The sequence below is a fragment of the Chryseobacterium indoltheticum genome (assembly GCF_003815915.1).
GTDB classification, from domain to species: Bacteria; Bacteroidota; Bacteroidia; order Flavobacteriales; family Weeksellaceae; genus Chryseobacterium; species Chryseobacterium indoltheticum.
In genome coordinates this window covers 3947948-3967341 of the sequence record NZ_CP033929.1, presented here as the reverse complement: position 1 = coordinate 3967341, position 19394 = coordinate 3947948, and the positions used below count along the sequence as shown (strand labels likewise).

Annotated in this window: 19 protein-coding genes and 1 tRNA gene; 14 read left to right on the top strand and 6 right to left on the bottom strand. The window is 33.5% G+C overall.

Annotation, left to right across the window (positions count from 1 at the left end; genetic code table 11):
• Nucleotides 1-6 precede the first annotated feature (6 nt).
• From EG358_RS18240 to EG358_RS18220, 5 genes are read left to right on the top strand one after another with little or no spacing between them, the layout of a single operon-like run.
• A complete protein-coding gene (locus EG358_RS18240; protein WP_076560065.1) occupies nt 7-393 on the top strand; it encodes a hypothetical protein in 387 nt (128 codons plus the stop codon).
• A 12-nt stretch (nt 394-405) separates the two neighbouring features.
• Nucleotides 406-891 (top strand): Coq4 family protein, encoded by a 486-nt coding sequence (locus tag EG358_RS18235; protein ID WP_076560063.1) that lies wholly within the window; start codon nt 406-408, stop codon nt 889-891.
• Between the two features lie 58 nt (nt 892-949).
• On the top strand, nt 950-2323 hold the full coding sequence (locus tag EG358_RS18230; RefSeq protein ID WP_076560062.1) for a DUF4153 domain-containing protein: 1374 nt from the start codon (nt 950-952) through the stop codon (nt 2321-2323).
• A gap of 6 nt (nt 2324-2329) precedes the next feature.
• A complete protein-coding gene (locus EG358_RS18225) occupies nt 2330-2854 on the top strand; it encodes a hypothetical protein (protein WP_076560060.1) in 525 nt (174 codons plus the stop codon).
• 43 nt (nt 2855-2897) lie between these two features.
• A complete protein-coding gene (locus EG358_RS18220) occupies nt 2898-3410 on the top strand; it encodes a hypothetical protein (protein WP_076560058.1) in 513 nt (170 codons plus the stop codon).
• 73 nt (nt 3411-3483) lie between these two features.
• Here EG358_RS18220 and EG358_RS18215 read toward each other — a convergent pair whose 3' ends face one another.
• The 3 genes from EG358_RS18215 to EG358_RS18205 form a co-directional block, all read right to left on the bottom strand.
• Nucleotides 3484-4380 (bottom strand): hypothetical protein, encoded by an 897-nt coding sequence (locus tag EG358_RS18215; RefSeq protein WP_076560057.1) that lies wholly within the window; start codon nt 4378-4380, stop codon nt 3484-3486.
• A gap of 198 nt (nt 4381-4578) precedes the next feature.
• The gene (gene dtd / locus EG358_RS18210) at nt 4579-5028 is read right to left on the bottom strand and encodes a D-aminoacyl-tRNA deacylase (protein ID WP_076560055.1); all 450 of its coding nucleotides are present in this window, start codon (nt 5026-5028) and stop codon (nt 4579-4581) included.
• Nucleotides 5028-5492 carry a hypothetical protein gene (locus EG358_RS18205; RefSeq protein ID WP_076560053.1) on the bottom strand — a complete coding sequence of 155 codons (465 nt, stop codon included), beginning with the start codon at nt 5490-5492 and terminating at the stop codon, nt 5028-5030. The genes dtd and EG358_RS18205 overlap by 1 nt, the downstream gene beginning before the upstream one ends.
• 108 nt (nt 5493-5600) lie before the next feature.
• Between EG358_RS18205 and greA the strand changes: the two genes are divergently transcribed.
• The 9 genes from greA (at nt 5601) to EG358_RS18160 (ending at nt 15129) form a co-directional block, all read left to right on the top strand.
• Nucleotides 5601-6071 carry a transcription elongation factor GreA gene (gene greA / locus EG358_RS18200; protein ID WP_076560052.1) on the top strand — a complete coding sequence of 157 codons (471 nt, stop codon included), beginning with the start codon at nt 5601-5603 and terminating at the stop codon, nt 6069-6071.
• A gap of 32 nt (nt 6072-6103) precedes the next feature.
• Complete coding sequence (locus EG358_RS18195) at nt 6104-6493, top strand: HIT family protein (RefSeq protein WP_076560050.1); 390 nt, start codon at nt 6104-6106, stop codon at nt 6491-6493.
• A 66-nt stretch (nt 6494-6559) separates the two neighbouring features.
• Nucleotides 6560-7747 carry an ATP-dependent Clp protease ATP-binding subunit ClpX gene (gene clpX / locus EG358_RS18190; RefSeq protein WP_076560049.1) on the top strand — a complete coding sequence of 396 codons (1188 nt, stop codon included), beginning with the start codon at nt 6560-6562 and terminating at the stop codon, nt 7745-7747.
• Between the two features lie 77 nt (nt 7748-7824).
• The gene (locus EG358_RS18185) at nt 7825-9819 is read left to right on the top strand and encodes a T9SS type A sorting domain-containing protein (protein WP_076560047.1); all 1995 of its coding nucleotides are present in this window, start codon (nt 7825-7827) and stop codon (nt 9817-9819) included.
• Between the two features lie 13 nt (nt 9820-9832).
• Nucleotides 9833-10048 (top strand): hypothetical protein, encoded by a 216-nt coding sequence (locus EG358_RS18180; protein WP_076560045.1) that lies wholly within the window; start codon nt 9833-9835, stop codon nt 10046-10048.
• Nucleotides 10049-10109: 61 nt separating this feature from the next.
• Nucleotides 10110-11393: a peroxiredoxin family protein gene (locus EG358_RS18175; RefSeq protein ID WP_076560044.1), complete on the top strand. Its 1284-nt coding sequence runs from the start codon at nt 10110-10112 to the stop codon at nt 11391-11393.
• Between the two features lie 44 nt (nt 11394-11437).
• Nucleotides 11438-11511, top strand: a tRNA-Met gene (locus EG358_RS18170).
• Between the two features lie 283 nt (nt 11512-11794).
• On the top strand, nt 11795-13351 hold the full coding sequence (locus EG358_RS18165) for a tetratricopeptide repeat protein (protein WP_164462488.1): 1557 nt from the start codon (nt 11795-11797) through the stop codon (nt 13349-13351).
• A 146-nt stretch (nt 13352-13497) separates the two neighbouring features.
• Entirely contained in the window at nt 13498-15129 is a 1632-nt protein-coding gene (locus tag EG358_RS18160) for a T9SS type A sorting domain-containing protein (RefSeq protein ID WP_076560040.1), read from the top strand.
• A 660-nt stretch (nt 15130-15789) separates the two neighbouring features.
• On the opposite strand, the gene EG358_RS18155 is transcribed toward EG358_RS18160, so the two are convergent.
• The 3 genes from EG358_RS18155 to EG358_RS18145 are packed head-to-tail and all read right to left on the bottom strand — an operon-like array spanning nt 15790 to nt 19393.
• Nucleotides 15790-16857, bottom strand: coding sequence for a DUF3810 domain-containing protein (locus EG358_RS18155; protein ID WP_228421333.1), 1068 nt, complete (start codon nt 16855-16857; stop codon nt 15790-15792).
• On the bottom strand, nt 16847-18619 hold the full coding sequence (locus EG358_RS18150) for an MFS transporter (protein ID WP_076560039.1): 1773 nt from the start codon (nt 18617-18619) through the stop codon (nt 16847-16849). The genes EG358_RS18155 and EG358_RS18150 overlap by 11 nt, the downstream gene beginning before the upstream one ends.
• A gap of 48 nt (nt 18620-18667) precedes the next feature.
• Nucleotides 18668-19393, bottom strand: a complete 726-nt coding sequence (locus EG358_RS18145; RefSeq protein ID WP_083677021.1) for a lysophospholipid acyltransferase family protein — start codon at nt 19391-19393, stop codon at nt 18668-18670.
• Nucleotide 19394: the final 1 nt, after the last annotated feature.

The following is a 19394-nucleotide window of genomic DNA, read 5'->3' as shown; positions in this document are numbered from 1 at the left end:
TACAATATGAGCTCATCTTCAAGTCTTACAGAATCTCAAATTAGAGAATGGTGGAATGAGAAAAGATACCTCTATACTTTAGGATTGTTTATCTCAGGAATTATTGCATTTGTTCTTTATGTCATTGTTGGAGTAAATCTTATAATGCCTTATGATGAAGATTTTGAAATTACATTATTTACGATTTTTTTCCAAGGCATCGGCTATTTAGTAATGATTTCTTTTGCTAATCTATTTTATTCCTTAGGCGTTAAACATGACCTTAATTATAACAAAGAAAATACAGATGACTTTCGAAAAAATCTATTCAATTTAGGCTTTTGGTTTTCAGTCTCTTTACCTTTTTTAGTTCCTTTAATGGGTGTAATCTCTTACTTTTTAAACTATTATTAAAATACATAAACTATGAAAAAATTACGCGTTCAATTCCTTCTTTTTGTTTACGACAAAACACAAAAACTCTACAGAACATATTTCAAAAAGAAAAAAAGACAATGGCAGTTTAATGAAAAACAATTGCTGGAGTTTCACAAAGATTCTTTAGGCCGAAAATTGGGTGAGTTTTATAAAAAGCACGGTTTTACAATGATTCCTAAAATGGAAAACCACGATGTACATCATTTATTAACAGGTTGCGGAACCAACTTCGAAGATGAAATTGCGATGCAGTTCCTTCTTCTCGGAAACGGAAAACTCAATGCCCATCTTTTGGCAGCGGTGGTTTTAGGAAGTATTATTCTTCCGGAATACTATAAAATGTATCGCAATGCCTATCAAAAAGGAAAAAATATGAGAGCATTTCACCACATCGATTTCGAATCTTTATTATGGCAAAATTTTGAAAATATTCAGGATTTTTTCAGACAAAAAGAAACTCCGGTCTACTATTAATCTCAACCTCAACCTCAGCTTTAAACTCAATCTTAACCTTAACCTTAACCTCAATTTCATGAAAACACATCACTATATATTTCTTAGCACCATCGCATTTATCGTTTTATTTTATAACGAAAATGTAGGTCTGAATCTTGGTATTTTAGGCGTTCTATACTCAGTGTTAACGCTTATTAAAACCCCGGATAGAAACCGCAGCAAAACGTTTTTTCTACTTTTTGCAACAAGTATTCTGTCGAGTATAGCTTTTGCTTGGTTCGGCGATTTTAGCTCGTTTCTGGTATTGGTAGTTTCACTTTTGCTGCTTTCTTTCAGATCAAAAAACAAACGTCTGAAAATCCTGTTGCTGATTCCTGTTTTTATAGTCAATGGCTTCACATTTATATGCCGAATTTTCAGTTTTGACGATTGGCTTCCGAAAAGAAATATGTCTGGAGTCTGGCAAAAAGCGTTGGCATTTGTAGGAATTCCTCTTATTTTAATTTCAGTTTTTTTTGGAGTCTATTCCATGGGAAGTGATCATTTTGCAGGCTTTTTTACCGATTTTCAGTTGAATATTAATGTTTGGCAATTGTTCTGTATTTCTGTCTTAGGATTTTTTATCGCCTTTAATTATTGGAATTATTATGTAGAAAAAATGATCTACAAGCAAAATCATATTTTGAGTAATGATTTTCGGAATCAGCACAAAATTCAAAAACCAACCTATTCTTTTTTAGATCTGAATACTGAAAGAATGAGCGGTGTGATTTCTTTCATTTCATTAAATATTTTGTTGCTGTTTTTTATCATAACGTTTAACTATGAGCAGTTTTACGAAATCATAAAAACACCGAGTCAACTTTCTGACGAAACGCACGAAAGAGTAGGCGCAGTAATCGTGTCGATTGTAATGGCGATTTTGGTGATTCTGTTTTACTTTAAGTCAAATTTTAATTTTGATCCGAAAGCTGGTTTGCTGAAAAACTTAGTAAAAATATGGATTGTTCTGAATGCTGTTTTGGTCATTTCAGCAATGTTGAAAAACACCGAATATATTGTTAATTTAGGCTTTACTTACAAGCGTCTTGGCGTTTATGCTTTCCTGACATTATCTTTGATAGGATTGACATTGACTTTTGTGAAAATTCAGAAGCAAAAAACAAACGCATTTCTTTTCAACTCGATGAGCTGGTGTTTTTATGGAATGGTTTTAGTATGCAGTTTTATCAATTGGGGCGGAATCATCACTTCTCAAAATATGAAACGTCCGGATTTTGTGGTCGATTATCATGTAAACTCGATTAATTTTAATGAAAAATATCTATTAAAATACGCCGAAGAGAAAAAGGATATTGACCTTAAAAAACAAGTTTTAGAAAAAAGTAGGTTAGGAATTTCGCCCACATTTTTATCTAAAGTTTTTTATTATGAAACCATTCAAAAATAAATTGTCATGAAAAATTCAGTTTTATTAGTAAGCCTTTTATTGATTGTGTCATGCAAAAAAGCGGTTCCTTCTCAAGAAAGGAAAACAGATTCGGTTATCGTTTCAGAACAACGCGAAAACACTTCAGCATTAGATTCTTCGAAAATCAATAAAAGTAACGATACTTTGCAATCAGTACATTCTAATTCTGATGAAAATGGAAGCACCCAAAATGGTGAAATCGTAAAATTGATTGATGGCGAAAGATTACCAAGCACATTAGAATGTGAATTTACAGATAAAATCCAAAAAGTAGTTGTGAGAATAACAAACTATAAGAAAGATCAACTGAAAGCGACCATAATGCCTGAAAATAATAATATGAATATCCGTTTTAATCAAATTAAAACACCAGACGGAAAATACGACGGTCCGTTTGGAAGAGATATTTCGTATAAAATTTCTGGCAAAGGAGAAGTTGCGCTTATCATCGGTAAGAATCTGATGGCAGATGGAGATAATATTGGTCGGTTTTCTGTAAGAGTAGAATAAATTGGTATAGTTTATGCAAATGTAATTTTCAAATTTTATTATTATGAAAAATATATTTTCATTAGCAATAGTTTCCACAATGGCATTGGCAAGTTGTGGTGCGGTACAGTCTATTGTACAGAATACATTTCCTTATACCACCAATGTGTTGGTATCCACGGGAGTGCCTGCAAATAAAGAGGTTTCTTCTACTGCCACTGCATCAAATGTGCAGACTTGGGTGGGCGGAAACAACAATGCGCAAATTAAAGATGTAAGAATTTCAGATGCTAAAATTTCTGTTGCTTCACCAGTTGGTGGTAACCTAAGTGCTTTGAAATCTGTGAAAATCTATATTTCTTCAAACGGAACTGGCGAAAAATTGGTGGCTTCGAGATCCGCTATTGATACCAATTCTTCAAGTTTAAATTTAGATTTAAATGATACCGGCTTTCTGGATACTGTAGTAAAAAGTTCAGGCTTAACGGTAAGAACTGTTTACGAATTGAAGAACCAGACAAGCTCTGATATGAATCTGAAAGTTGCATTAAATTTCAGCAGTGTACCTGTACGATAAAGTAGTTAGTTAACAAAAACATCAAAAGCTTTCTTATATTTAAGAAAGCTTTTTTTATTATGATGAATTTGTGTTACCTGATTTTATAAATTGAGAGCTCTGCAGACTTGTCTGATATAGCTCCTAAATTAAGCCCGCCTTGTACTAGGCCAAATCGTAGTCTGTCTCCTGCATTGAGTTTGTAAATATGACTTATTTGTCCTTGGGTAAGTGTTATATTGATTACAACGAGATTTAGTCCCAGTATGCCGGATAGATCTAATAGATTTACACCTCCGAATACCCTGTAATCTAAAAGTGTACTTACAGCTGTTCCTCCTGCTCCTACTGTTTTTACGATAGCGATTCCTGGCGGATTATTCGATAAAAGCTGAGCAGAAACTCCTTGCCCTGTTCTAAAGCTGTAATCGATATGATAAATACCTGTAGAAGGCACTATGTATTCGTTATTTATAATTTGTGAAGATGCAATTTCAGTAGTAACCGTACTACCCGAAGTACTTAACGGCAGATAATTAAATGTACTGCTGAATAGGCCAAGGCTTATATTGACAAGAGAAAGATTTCCAGTAAATTTTGCCGCATACGTTGCTTTAGACATTCCTAAATCATTTGCGAGAACTTTATTCCAGACACCTTGGGTACTATTGGGGTGGGTATAATATGCATCATACATAAAGAAACCTGTAGTAATCACATCCTGAGTTTTAGGAAAATCACTTGGGTTAGGGGTGGTTATAGGGCTTGTTACGTAAACGATAGCTCCATTTTGAGCAACTGTATAGGCTGCTTCTTTCAGTCTTAGTGAATCCCCGGAAATTCTCGGCGGGATTATACCATCCGGATAAGTGAGCTCGGCTCTCTTTTGAACATGCAATGTCGACTTGGGATTATCTGTGTTGATACCCACTTGTGCATTTATATGGCAGCCCATTATCAATAGGGCTACGATAAGGTAGCAGTTTTTCATAGTAATCTAGTTTTGGTACATAAAATTAGAGAAAAAAAATAGTATGTATTTGATAAAAGATGACTTTTACTGCGGTATATTCAAATATTAGGGAAAATACGGTATTTTTTACAGTGTTTTTACGGCTATTTTTGTGAATTTAATAGAATTAATCTATTGGACATTATTATTTCACTAGAAAGAGACAATTGCTAAGTATTATTGTTTTGTAAAAGAGTCCATTACAATGGTGACTGGGCCGTCATTTATTAACGAAACCTTCATGTCTGCTCCGAAAATGCCACTCTCTATTCGTAAATAAGATTTTGAAAGCTCTTCCTTGAAGTATTCAAAAAGCGGAATTGCTTTGTCAGGTTTTGCTGCTTTTATAAAAGATGGCCTGTTGCCTTTTTTGTAATCAGCAATTAAGGTAAATTGACTGATGCACAAAATCTCTCCGTTAATATCTTTAACAGACAAATTAAGTTTGTCATTTTCATCACTAAAAACTCTGAGGTTCAAAATTTTTTGTACAAGCCAGTCTGCATCTGTTTTTTCATCGTTTTCGTCAATCCCGATCAAGAGCATAAAGCCTTTATTTATTTCACCCACCACAATTCCATCAACTTTTACCGAAGCTTCAGAAACTCTTTGTATTACTACCTTCATTAATTGTATAAGCTTAGATTCTTTGTGCCTGCATCATAGTTCCAAAAATACATTTTTGGAGGAAGTCCTGTTGTTGCTCCTTGAGCTGGAGAGCCATTATTAAGAAACCATTTAGAATTGTCTTTTGGACAGATGATATACAAATTGTCTTTTACTTCCAAAGTAGTGTTGTTATCCGGGCAAAGATGAGGTGCATTTCTGTCATATACTTTAAAAGTAGCAGGATTGTCGAGGGTTCTCACAACAATTAATCCTCTTGTGCCAGACTGTTGTTCGTCTATGTAAATAGGCTGCCCCACAAAGTTAAGGTCATTATAAGCTGCCAGATTCAGGTTTAAATTTACGTTGATTGTAGAATTAGGAAAACAGCTTACTGTATCATCCCGATTACTGCATGAGTTTATATTTAAAAAGCTGAATGTCAGCAAGATGAAAATTGATATGAATGAGAAAGTTTTTTTCATTTGAAGATAAATTTTTATATATTTGTAAAACAATAACGATTAACACGCAAAAACATTGTCCGGCAAATGTCGGATTATTTTTTTATACTAAAACTAAATTTTAAAATTATGGCGAGCTATGTAACTAAGGAAGGATTAGATAAAATGAAAGCCGAGCTTGAGCAATTGGAGAAAATTGAAAGACCAAAAATTACTCAACAGATTGCAGAAGCAAGAGATAAAGGTGATTTGTCTGAAAATGCAGAATATGATGCAGCCAAAGAAGCACAAGGAATGTTGGAAATGAGAATTTCTAAACTTAAAGATATTGTTACCACATCTAAAGTAATCGACGAAACTCAGCTTGATACTTCAAAAGTTTCTATCCTTACAACAGTAAAACTTTTGAATAATGATACCAAAAAAGAACAGGTCTTCACATTGGTTCCTGATAACGAAAGCGACTTGAAGTCAGGTAAAATTTCAGTAAATACACCTATTGCAAAAGGTCTGTTGGGGAAAGTAGTTGGGGAAACTGCAGAAATCGTTCTTCCAAATGGTAATAAATTATCTTTTGAAGTTTTAGAAATAACACTTTAAAACTCAAAAATTGTAACTTTCAACTTTAAAAAATGAGCTCAATTTTCACGAAAATCATCAACGGAGAAATTCCTGCATATAAAATTGCAGAAGACGATAATTTTGTGGCATTTCTAGATGCAATGCCTTTGGTAAAAGGTCATACACTGGTTGTTCCAAAAAAAGAAGTAGATCTTATTTTTGATTTGGAGACTGAAGAATACAAAAATCTTTGGGCTTTTGCTCAGGAAGTTGCTAAAAAAGTAAAAAGTGCAATTCCGTGTGTAAGAGTGGGAGTTGCTGTAGTGGGACTCGAAGTTCCCCATGCCCACATTCATCTGATTCCGTTAAATAAAGTGGAAGAGATGAATTTTCGAAACGAAAGATTAAAACTTTCAGCGGAAGAATATTCCGAAATACAAAATTTAATTATTAATTCTTAACAATATAAAGAAGGTCGTAAAAAAGAAATTTTTTACGATTTTCTTTACATAATATATTATATAAAAATGAATCCAAACCAATGTTCTTTCTGTGGTAAGAAGAGAAATGAAGTACAAATGCTGATTTCGGGACAGAATGGCTTTATTTGCGAAAACTGTATAGAGCAGGCACATTCGATTGTAAAAGATACGGTTTCGCCAGCGGGGTTTTCACCGGCTGAGTCTATTGACGAACTAAAAAAACCAAAACAAATAAAAGAGTTTCTAAACCAATACGTTATCGGGCAAGATCAGGCTAAAAAACAACTGGCAATTGCGGTGTACAATCATTATAAAAGATTGCTTCATGCGAAAGATGAAAACAGGGAAGTAGAGCTTGAGAAATCAAATATCATCATGATTGGTGAAACGGGAACAGGAAAAACGCTTTTGGCTAAAACCATTGCCAAAGAGCTTAATGTTCCTTTCTGTATTGTTGATGCGACGATTTTAACGGAAGCAGGATATGTAGGTGAAGACGTTGAAAGTATTCTTTCGAGGCTTTTGATGGTTGCAGATTATGATGTAGAAAAAGCAGAAAAAGGAATTGTCTTCATTGATGAGATCGATAAAATTGCAAGAAAATCTGATAATCCGAGTCTTACGAGAGATGTCTCTGGTGAAGGTGTGCAACAAGGTTTGTTGAAGCTTTTGGAAGGAAGTATCGTGAATGTTCCGCCGCAGGGAGGTAGAAAACATCCTGATCAAAAATATATTCAGGTAAATACTCAGAATATATTATTTATTGCCGGAGGCGCCTTTGATGGTATTAAAGAAATCATCGAAAGAAGAATGAATAAGCAGGCGATTGGTTTCAGTGCAGAAAAGATCAATAATGTAGGAGAAGACGAATATGTTTTAAAAAATATTAATGCCATCGATCTTCGCTCATTTGGATTAATTCCTGAGCTTTTGGGAAGATTTCCAATTATTACCTATCTCGAAAAACTGACCAAAGAGACGATGATAAGAATCATGAAAGAGCCAAAGAATTCTATTATCAATCAGTTTGTAGAACTTTTTAAAATGGACGGTACAAAACTGGTGTTCACAGATGAAGCTGTAGAAATTATTGTCGATGAAACGATGGAAAAAGGTTTGGGAGCCAGAGGATTACGTGGAACTACGGAGAAGGTTTTGGAAGATTATATGTTTACGGTAGGGGAGCAAGACGAAATTGTACTTTCTAAAGATAATATTTTGATTAATAAGTGATTTTAATTTTTTTTTAGAAAAAAGTCATATCTTTACACCGAATATTTTTTTTTAACACAAAAAAACAATATACATCAATGAAAAAAAATTTATTAACAATCGGGATTTTAGCAACCGGTTTATCTGTTCAGGCGCAGACGGTTCTACTTCACGTAGATGACACAGCTAAAATGTATGTAAGTAACGGAACCCTCGTTTATAACGGTGGAGGTCTTCAAACCAGAGGCTCCGGCAATATTGATTTGCACGGAAACATGATGGTAGTAGGCAGCGGTTCTGATGTGGTGAAAACCATTAATCCAGATGCATCAAATAAGTTTGATGGATCTAATATAATTATAAGAATTAACGATACTGCTTCGCCAGTTACTTCTCCTTATGGTCAGCTGTACATTAAAGGTATTGCCCAAGGTAATATTACAGGTGTAGTTGATAAGGAGTACGCTGCTACAAAACACGGTGCTTATCAGCAAATTGGTATTCCTTTTATTGGGAAAACCTTCTCGAGCCTTAGTACTGAGTTGGCTGGGAATTTTAATAATTTAAGATGGCAGGGCAGAGAAATTCTTAAGTGGAGCAATGCCAATCGTAGGTTTGATGGCTCTATTATTCCGAATTCACCAATTACAAGTCTTAATACTCCAGGTATTACGATAGATGTTGCTTCGGCTACAACTGCGGCGGACAGAACTGCTTATTTTACATTGGGAGCTTCAGCCTTGAATCCTGCTACATTACATACGGTAAAAGGAGTGCCTTATGCAGATGGGATAACTGGTGGTAATACAATGTCTCTAACTCCATCATCTATTCCGGCAACATTTGGAGCGGGTGGTAATAATAGAAATATTTACCAGGAAAAGTACAATACGTATATTTATGATCCTTTTGATAATGCTACTCCGTGGAACGTAACAACAAGTAGTTTTGGTCAATTCTTTTATCAGTTTTCAAATCCATATTTAACTAACATTGATTTATCTATGATTGGTTTTACTGAGGCTGGATCTGTTAATGACAATAATGCATTTAATAATATTTGGGGTATCGTTGTTGATCCGCAAAGTGTTACCTTTAATAACACTACAGGAGGTACAACTTCTTATGCTGGCCCTCAGATGGTAACTTTTGATCCAGGTACACACAAACCAATGGGCAGTCTTACTGCCGCTTTAGTAGTGAAGCCCTTGGGGACATTTAAGGTTAAATTGAGAGATGCTACTCCTCAACAGATGGATTTTGATAATCTTAGAAGATTCAGTAGTGCTCCAAGAGTCGAAGGTACTTCATATAGCGTAACTGCTGCTAAAAATACAAATACAGGAAATATTAAGCAGCTAGGTGTTTTGGCGTTAGATGCCAATGGTAATCAGATCGGAGAAACATATTATGTTGTGGCTCCACATTTTACCACAGGTAATATTCCAGATGCTCATGTAAATTCGGTACAGGCAATGACTACTACCTCTGCAATCATTCAGACATTTGAAGAAACTGCTAATGGTAGTATTGATCCTAACTATTCTTCTGCTTACAGATTATATATTAATGAAGCAAATGAGTCAAATTATCTTGGGAAAAGAATTGACCTAAGTGTTTTCGGACAAAATGTAGCCTCTCTAAAATTTGAAATTAGAGATAACGTTAATTTAGTTCCTGCTGCTACGCATTTATTGTCTGGTGGTACTGGTTTCTATTATACTGTAGCAAATGGACAGGCAGTGCAAATTAGTCAAGGTGATGTGATTCCTGTAACAAATTCTAGCTATGGTCTGTATTATGGCGCACCTCAAAATGTTACATTAGACACTAACGAGGCTAAACCACTATCTAGAACGGTAGTTGTATACAATCCTAATATCAAAAATTATATCGTTAGATTTGATCCGGCATGGAAGTCTGCTTCAGTTGAAGTTTTCGATGCAAGTGGAAAGCTTGTTATTTCAGAAAAATCAGTAAAAGCTGATGCTGACTATGTGATCAGACTTGATTCTACATTAAAAACAGTATATGTAGTAAAAGTTGTTGGGAATGACGGAAATATTGTAAATACAAAAATATTAATCAAATAAAACAAGCGGTATAATGAGATTTTTTGATAAAAAAATATTTTTGATATTTTCTATATTAGCTATTAGCATTGTAAAGGCTCAAGATACGCCTGGTGCTCCGTGCGGTCTAGAGGATTCTCCACCCTGTGATGTAACTTCTCCAATAGATATGTATGTTTATGTATTAATGATTGTTGCAATTTTGGCAATTGCTTATTTTGCTAAAAAATACAAAACTCAAAAAATATAAAAATTAAATTAAAATATTTGAAACTCTCTGATTAGTCGGAGAGTTTTTTTATTTTTACACTATGAAAAAGTTATTTGTATTGTCTGGAATGCTGTTGGCATTTTCAATGAACGCACAGTTTTCTGTAAATATCCAGTCGCAGCCGGATTTTAATGAGCAAGAAGCTGTTTTGTATACATTGAATGGTTCCAAAGATATTATTTTTACCAAAGAAAAAAGTAAAGGTAATGTATGGACATTTAAGTATCCCACTAATTATTCAGGGATGATGAAAGTGTATTTTCCCAATACCAACAATTCTGTAAGTTTTATTTCTGAAAATAAAAATATCAATATCAAACTTGAAACGAAGGCCAATAAAATTCAGAATGTCATCTATCAGGATGAATCAAATGAGTTGATGAATGCTATTCAGGAGTCTTCTCAGAAAAAAGAAATAATTCTTCCTGCATTGGTTCAAATTAAAGAATATTATAAAGACAATACAGAATTTGGGAAGGCATTAATCAGTGAAATGGGAAGGCTCTCAGGCACTGGCAGTATCGACCAGGAAAAACACCCGTTTGTTTATTATTATAATACCAATTATAATAAATTTCTTTCTAATAATCCTGCAAAGAAAGTTACCAAAGAAGAAATTGTAAATTTTATCGATAAATCAAACGATATGTTAGAGAGCTCGTCTCTTCTACGTCCTATCCTCGTGTCGTATCTTAATGTAGGTGGAAATACTAATGTTAATACCTCTGTGGATACTTTAATTAATACATTGAATGTTGAAACACCTAGAGGCCAGACTGTGCTTTCAGAGTTAATTGATATTTTCGACGTGTATGATATGACTGAATTTAAAACTAAATATCTTACAGTAGCCAAGAATTTAAAATGTACCATTACCGATCGTTTAGCTTCTACCTTAAAGTCTAATGCTGCTACAGATATTGGTGCAGTTTTCCCGGCCTATAAATTTCATTCTGCGGTAAATACCAATGCAAAATCAATTGCTGATGTAAAAGCTGATAAGAAAGTAATCGTTTTTTGGTCTTCGACCTGTTCGCATTGTGAAAATGAGCTACCACAACTTTTAACCAAATACAAAGATCTGCAGGCAAAAAATATTCAGATCATCGGTTTGTCTTTAGATACTGATAAAAATGCGTATACCACAAAAATTGCTGCATTCCCTTGGATCAATGATTCAGAATTGAGAGGGTGGAACAGTTCTTTTGCCGAAATTTATAATATTCACGCAACACCAACGTATTTTATTTTAGATGCTAACAATAAGATTATCAGCAAGCCCAATCATGTAGGTGATGTTTTGCAATATTTTAATGTAAAATAATTTTGGAGGATGTAGAATATTTTATATATTTGCACCACCAAAACGGCGAGGTAGCTCAGTTGGTTAGAGCGCAGGATTCATAACCCTGAGGTCACGGGTTCAATTCCCGTCTTCGCTACAATATTAAACCGCAATCATTGATTGCGGTTTTTTTATTTGTGAAAAAATATCAATATTTTGATCAATTCTAAAACTTTGAAGCCTACAAAATTTGTTCTTTTATATATTGAATAGAAGTATTGCGAGACTTTCAGACAAATAGTATGTGGTATTTACAGTAAAACATATAATAATCTATTTAAACCGTCTATTTATACTCCGTATTAAAATATATTTTATAAATTTAAATAAGAATTTAAAATTCTATCCCAATTGGGATTATTTTCTAGTAAATGTAAATGATGAAAAGAAAACTATTTTCTGTTTTAATATTTTTTACGCTGTCACATTTTTGCAATGCACAAAATGAAAATTCTTATGCAACTTTCATAGATTCGGCTAATCAAGTAAAGTATAAAAACGTAAAGAAAGCAGATCTATATATTCAAAAAGCTAAAAAAATAGTTTCAGAGAAAGATCTTGGAGATTTTTATCTTAGTACGATTCAGGTTTATATTGATATGAATCATTTTGACGAAGCATTAGAATATAGCACCAAAGCTCATACTATATTTACTGAAAAAAAGGATTTTGAAAAATTAGCCAAGGTGAATAGTTTTTTTGCTTTCATTTATGCGCAGCTTAATGATCCTCAAAGAGCTATTAAGTATTATAAAATTACATTAGGTTTTTACGAGAAGAAAAATAATAAAGATGGAATGATCAAGGCTCTGAATAATCTGGGCAATGCTTATTTTACATTATCTAAATACGACTCATCCCAATATTATTTTCAGAAAAGTCAGGTTATTTTTAAAGATCATGATGATCCTGCTTTAAAAGCATTTGTAATGTCAAATCTTGGCAAGCTCTTCTTTAGTAAAAAAGAATATAGCCAGTCAGAAAATTATTTGCTGGAGGCCAAAGATATTTTAGAGCAAAATAAGATCACCGATACAGAAGCCAACTATAATGTCAACTATAATCTGGCAGCTTTTTACATCGAGCGGCGTAACGCTCCAAAAGCATTATTATATGCCGAGAAAACTGGTGATTTTACTCAAAAAAATTCTGTAGATTTTAATAATATAAGATACTTAGATAATTTATATAATGCCTATCTTCTTAATGATGATTATAAAAATGCAGCTGTTGCTTTTAAAAAATATGATTCAATAAGAGAAATGCTGAATATTGAGGAAAAAGCTGTAAACGTAGAAAGAATAAAAGCTCAGCATGAATATGAGCTAAAACAAAAGGTAAATGGCTTAAAACAAGAAAAGAGAAATCTGGTTTATATCATTATTCTGGTAGTTTTTCTGTTGATCGTTGTGATCTGCATTTTATACACAATCAACTATAGAAATAAAACTGAAGCTTTAAATCTTGAGAAAAAACTGATCGAGGCAAGAGAAAAAGAACTGGAGTTTGATAACCACATGAAAGAAAAATTATTGGTATATCAATCAATGGAGCAACAAAAAGTTGATTCTATTTTTAAATCTATCCTCGAAAAGGTAAATGCGCTGAAAACAAAATATCAGCATGCTGAAGAAATTTCAGAAATTATAAATGAGATTAAAATAAGTGTAAAGCCAAATACCTGGGAAGATTTTGAATATCATTTTTTACAGATTCATGAATCGTTCTATAAAAATTTAGAACAGAAACACCAGAATCTTACCAATTACGATAAAAGACTGGCAGCAATGTTAAAGCTACGATTATCTACTAAAGAGATCTCAAATTTATTGAATGTTACTCCAAAGACCATAGAAAATTCACGCACAAGATTGCGAAAAAAATTAGATCTTACCAATACAAAAGAAGATTTGTCGAAATACCTTGATGATTTCTAATTGGTTGTATTTTAAATATTTAGGCTCGGGTGTGTGGTTCATGTGTGGAGGATTTTTAGTCTATAGGTGGTAACTGTGTAATATTTTGCAATTATACTTTGATAATACTTTATTCCTTTGTTCTAGAAAAAAGAATAATAGAGAATATGAAAAAATTAATTACATTATTATGTACAGGGTTCATGATTTCTGCATCATACGCACAATGGAATCCTAATACTGATCAAAACTTATTTGTAGTGGGTACCGGAAACGGATATTCATTCTCTACAACAACTAATGATGGTAAAACGTTTATCGGATATTGGAAACAAGTAGCAGCTCCGGCAAATTATGAATTGTGGCTTCAAATTCTAGATGAGAACGGTAATAAGCAATTAGGAACAAATGGTATTATGCTGAGCAATACAATTCCTATGAGTACATATACCGCAATTAGTAAAATAGTAGCAGATTCTTCAAATAATGTGTATCTGGGGGTAAGTGGTACTGGTACTACAAAATCTGTACATGTTTTTAAAATCAGTCCTCAAGGTACTTCTGTCTGGGCGAACGGTATTAATATAGGCGAAGGGTTTCCTCCTTCAATTCTCCCTTTGAAAAATGGCGATATTATAACAGCTCACGGTCAGTATAGTCAGCCTTATTTAAAGATGCAAAGATTCAATGCTGCTGGACAGCCTGTATGGGCAAATCCAGTGGAAATAGTTTCTAATGATACTACAAAAAGAACTCTTCCTGCAGATATTTATGAGTTAGGAAATAATGAAGTAGAAATTATTTTTCATAAAATGGCAACAGCTCAGATCAGCTATTTATTTGCTCAAAAATTAGATTTAAACGGAACTATTATGTGGGCAGATGGTGCAAAACAAATTAGCACACAAACAACCGTTCCTACAACAACTTTTTCTGGTTTTGCAGATGGAAGTAATGTTTATTATGGTTACTCAAGCGGGCAGAATAACAGATTCGACTCATATTTACAGAGAGTAAACCCTGATGGTAGTCTACCTTGGGGAGTAAATGGGGTTGATTTTGATACCAACCAAACTAACTTTGAAAAAAATATTAAAGTAGCTTTTGTTCCCGGTTCTCAAAATATATGGGCAATTGCAAATTATACTGGTAGCGCACAAGGAACGGGAGGAGAATATGTACAAAAATTTGACAAAGCTACTGGAAATAGACTCTTTACAGACAATGCGAAACAAGTTTTTCCTATATCATCTGATATTATGATGCATACGGGCGATTTGTTTTTAGCTGATGGAAAACCCTATTTTGTAGTAGAAAAAATAAATGGTGCCGCACCGATTTCGACATCATTAAACGCTGTTTTGCTGGATGATAATGGAAACTTTGCTTGGTCTCAACAATATATTCCAATGGCTACTTTAAATAGACCTAAAAGTTATATTAATATTTTAAAGCCTGTTAATAACAGAGGTGTAATTGTGTTTAAAGAAGAAAAAACATCTGTTCCAAATGCTGATCCTTTAACCTATGCACAAAGCCTTATACTTCCTGCAGCAACGCTTGGAACGAGCGACATTGTAAAGTCAAAATCGATCAAGTTATATCCAAATCCTGCTACGGATATCATTCATTTAGACGGGGCAGATAATTCTTCTTTTGTTATCTACAATGCTGTGGGACAGCTGGTAAAGTCTGGCGAGATCAAGAAAGGCGAAATTGCAGTACAGGAACTTGCAAAAGGGCAATACATTTTGCAACTAAAAGATCAGGAAAAAGCAATAAAATTTATTAAAAAGTAAGAAGTAAATATAATGAAAGATTGGTGACTGTATAATTATTAATCATTTACAAATTTAATAATAGAACGTTTTTCGATGTATTATTAAAACTATAATTTACTAAGCCATATTCCAGTAGACCTAAAGTAATTTAGGTCTTTTTTATTGAAAATTTTATGGTAGTTTTTCAGGTATATTTTGTCTTTTTTTTAGTCATGCAAATGTATTTTGAGATGTTTTTTACTTCCTATTTTCATTTTGTGGAAAATTTTGCTTCATTTAGAAGCTTAGATCTTTCAATTTCAAATGAAAATCCTGTCTTATCGGTGATAATTAGCAAATTATAGCCAGTAAATTGTATTAAAATTAGTTAATATTTAAGGCTAAAAACTTTTTAATTTACTTACTAATTTTAATTTTTAAAATGTCTTTTTCATTCCAATGCCTTGTTAGTCAATTTTTGTGAAAGAGTATATATCTCTATGTGGGGATGATCGGAAATCGCAGAAGTTTTAAATCATAAAATTTTCATAAAACTTGCATAAAAAGTTGTATGTAATTTTGAATTTTAAAAAAAAATCGTACTTTTACAGTGCCTTGAATGAGGGAACAAGTCAAGGTAATAAATTTTTTTTCATCATTTGTGTTTTTAGAATCGTATCGCCTGATACGATTCTTTTTTTATTTAATATTCATGCTTTTGTAACGCACCAAAAGATCGATGAAATACGAATATGTAATTGCACCTTCCTGCTGATTGCTTTTAAGAAAAAGGTTATTAGTAAAACCAAAAAAGTCATTAAGGTATCCCTGATGTTCTGCTATAAATTTCCTTTCATTCAACCGGTCTCGTTTCATTTCCTCGGAGTAATTTCCTAACGCTGTTTTTACAAACATTTCATCTTCTTCCACAATAGAATTCAACAAACTCTTTAAAGTAAAATATTCTGTACTGTACCTAAGTTCGGGATTTTTTGAATGTACACCAATCAAATATCCAATAAAATTAGCTTCCTGTTCTCTTGCAAATCCAAGCTGATGAGAGCTTTCATGAGAAAGAGTAAACGGAAGGTAAGAAGAGGGTAATTCAGCGTTGAATTGGGCTTCTGCGGTAAAAGGATTGTAATATCCTAGAATCCCGGTAAAGCTCATTGTCTTTCCAAATAAACTGGGCTTAAATGAATTGGTTGTAGTGCTTTCTTTTTGACTTATAAAATTGGGAAGCGTTTTTTGCTGGTTTAAAATTTCCTGTTGAATTGAATTTAGATCTTTAATAACAAAAACACCATTCTTATCTTCTTTAACGAGCTTTCTGGTTGCTTTCGATTTTTCGAGATATTCTAAAGCCAATGCTTTTCTTACTTCCAGTGTAATTTCAGTTTTGGGAAGTTTTGCAATGATGGGTGTCTGAAAATAAAGCATTCCCCAAAATACTTGATAAGTGAAATAAACAATATTCAGAATGATCAATATATTAAATAAAGCACTGCTTCTCGTCTTCTTTTTAAAGAGTTTGATGATTAAATAAATCAATAAAATTCCCAATAAAATATAGAGTAAATCTCCAAATGAAAAAGGAATCCAGGCGAAAAATATCTGATGGATTCTTTTCTGAAATTCAAATATTTTTTCAAAAAAAGAAACGACAATCTGTAGCTTTGAAAAAGTATAGAACAAAAGAAATTGGGCAAGTAAAATACCCGCCCAAAATCTCTTTTTTTTATATGTTTTTGTAGTATTAATGTGCACCTTCAGATTCTAAAACGTCAACATCAATTCCTTGTTTGCTCAATGTCTTCTTTGCAAGATATGCAAATACCGTAATATAAGCAAAGCAAAGTACCGGGATAATATAAGAGCTGTGAATTCCGATAATATCAGAAAGCTTTCCTTGTAACGGAGGGATAATTCCGCCTCCCAAAATCATCATTACCAAAAATGCAGATCCTTGAGCGGTATATTTGCCTAATCCTGTAATAGCCAAAGTAAAAATTGACGGCCACATAATGCTGCAGGCAAGACCGCCTGATAAGAATGCGTAAATAGCAAAATTTCCGGTGGTCATTAAACCTACAATCATCGCTGTAACACCAAAAATACCAAAGATAATAAGCGTTAAAGCTGGTTTGTTTTTACTCACAAGGAATAAAATCACCTGAATAACGATACAGATTGCATAAAAATAAAGATTAGACATGTCTTTTTGTGCAATAACATTAATTCCTATAATAACCAGAAAAGCAATAAACGGAACTACAATAGTCGCAATCATCTGCTGCTGTTTGCTAAGATTGAAAACGGTAATAGCACCGGTCCATCTTCCAATCATTAAACTTCCCCAATACATCGAAATATAAGGCGCTAAATCTGAAGACTGGTGTCCTCCAAATTCAGGCAGGCTTAAAAGCTCCCCCAAATTACTTCCGATGGCAACTTCCACTCCTACATAAGCAAGAATGGCAAGCATTCCCAGCACAAGTTGCGGATATTTCATTGCTCCCCATCCTTCAGGATTTTTCTTAGAGCTTGTATTTGCATACACAAGACATAAAACTACGGCTAGCAAAGCTCCACCCAAATAATACATTCTTGTTTTTTCTAGAGGATGTTTTACTTCTTGTAATTCAGCTTTTTTAGTATCAATATTTTTTTGAATATTGTCTATTGTCGCAACATTAGTTTCAGTCTTTTTGCTGTTTTCTAAAACAGTTATTTCATTGTTGAAAACCTCAATTTTTTTAGCGGCATCAGAATTATAACTTGCAAATACTGGGATGAAACAAAGGATGACCAATACAGTCATTGCAATCAAATTCTTTCTTGCTTTTCCTGCTTTTTCCATTGGTTCTGTAGAAATTCCTGCGGGTAATTTTTTAGAAAAATGAAAAATTCCTGCGGCAATTAAAAACAATGCTCCAACAGCGGTGTACAGTAAAATTACTTTGTCTAAAGCTAAATGTTTAATCTGATCATCATCTACAGTTGCGGTGGTTCCGAAAAGAGCCAAACCAACGATGATGGGGCCGATTGATGTACCAAAAGAGTTAACACCTCCTGCAAGATTCTGGCGGCTGGTTCCGGTTTTAGGATCTCCCAACAAAACGGCAAACGGATTTGCGGCAGTCTGCTGAATGGAAAAACCCAGTGCTACAACAAATAATCCGATCAGCATTCCGTAATACACATTTGCTTTCACTGCAATGATCATAATCGCTGCACCTATTGCAGAGAGCAAAAGCCCGTAAACGATACTTTTTTTGTAGCCCCATTTTCCGATAATATCAATGCCTTTGATAGTACTGAATATGAAAAGTAACAAGGCACCCAAAAAATAGGCTGTATAAAAAGCAAAATCGATAAGCTGTGACTGAAACTGGTCAAGTGAAAAATAGTTTTTACAGAACGGAATAAAGATACTGTTTCCCGCTGCAATAAACCCCCAAAAGAAAAACACTAAGATCAGTGTATACAGTGCAGGGTAATTTGTTGGTTGAGTAGTTGTTTTTGACATATTTGTTAAAAAAAAATTCTTGATAACAAATATATATTATTTCTTTGATTAACTATGTTCTGTCAAAGTTTTTTTTATCGTCTCAAAAGCTGACAATTTGAGCTCTTTTGGTGATGAGGTCGGTTCCAGAATATCATTGAAAAATACTTTTACTTTCCCTGGATAGCCTTTAGAATTATCAAACGGAAACATTTCTTTCAAGCCGATAAAAGTAAAAACGGCAATAGGAGAGTGGTGTTTAGAAGAAAGCGTGAAAGCTCCATCTTTAAATTCATCAAGAACAATAGAAGTATCATCCGGAACTCCGCCTTCAGGAAAAAGAACAATGCTGTTGCCTTCTTCCATTTTTTCGGCACATCTTCTATAAACATCAGCACGACTTCTTGCACTGCTTCGATCAACCATTACACATATTCTTTTATAAATAGTTCCAAAAATCGGAATTTTCACCAATTCTTTTTTTCCAACATAACAAAGCTGATGATTTGGGAATAAAATGCAGGGAAGCATAATATCCATAATTGAAGTGTGGTTTGAGATAATAACGTACTGTTTGTTTTTGTCGATTTTTTTATCGGTCAGATTAATGAGCTCGTATCGTAAACCCATCCCGAAGAACATTCCGTAGCACCAGATTCTTATAAAACCGTGTGCGTACTTAAATGTACTTTTCTTTAAAGATAAAATATAGACAGGTATTCCCAGAATAATAGTCAGAACAAATGCCAATATAATCAGCCAGAATCTCCAGAGGTAATTTAAAATTGTAGTCACA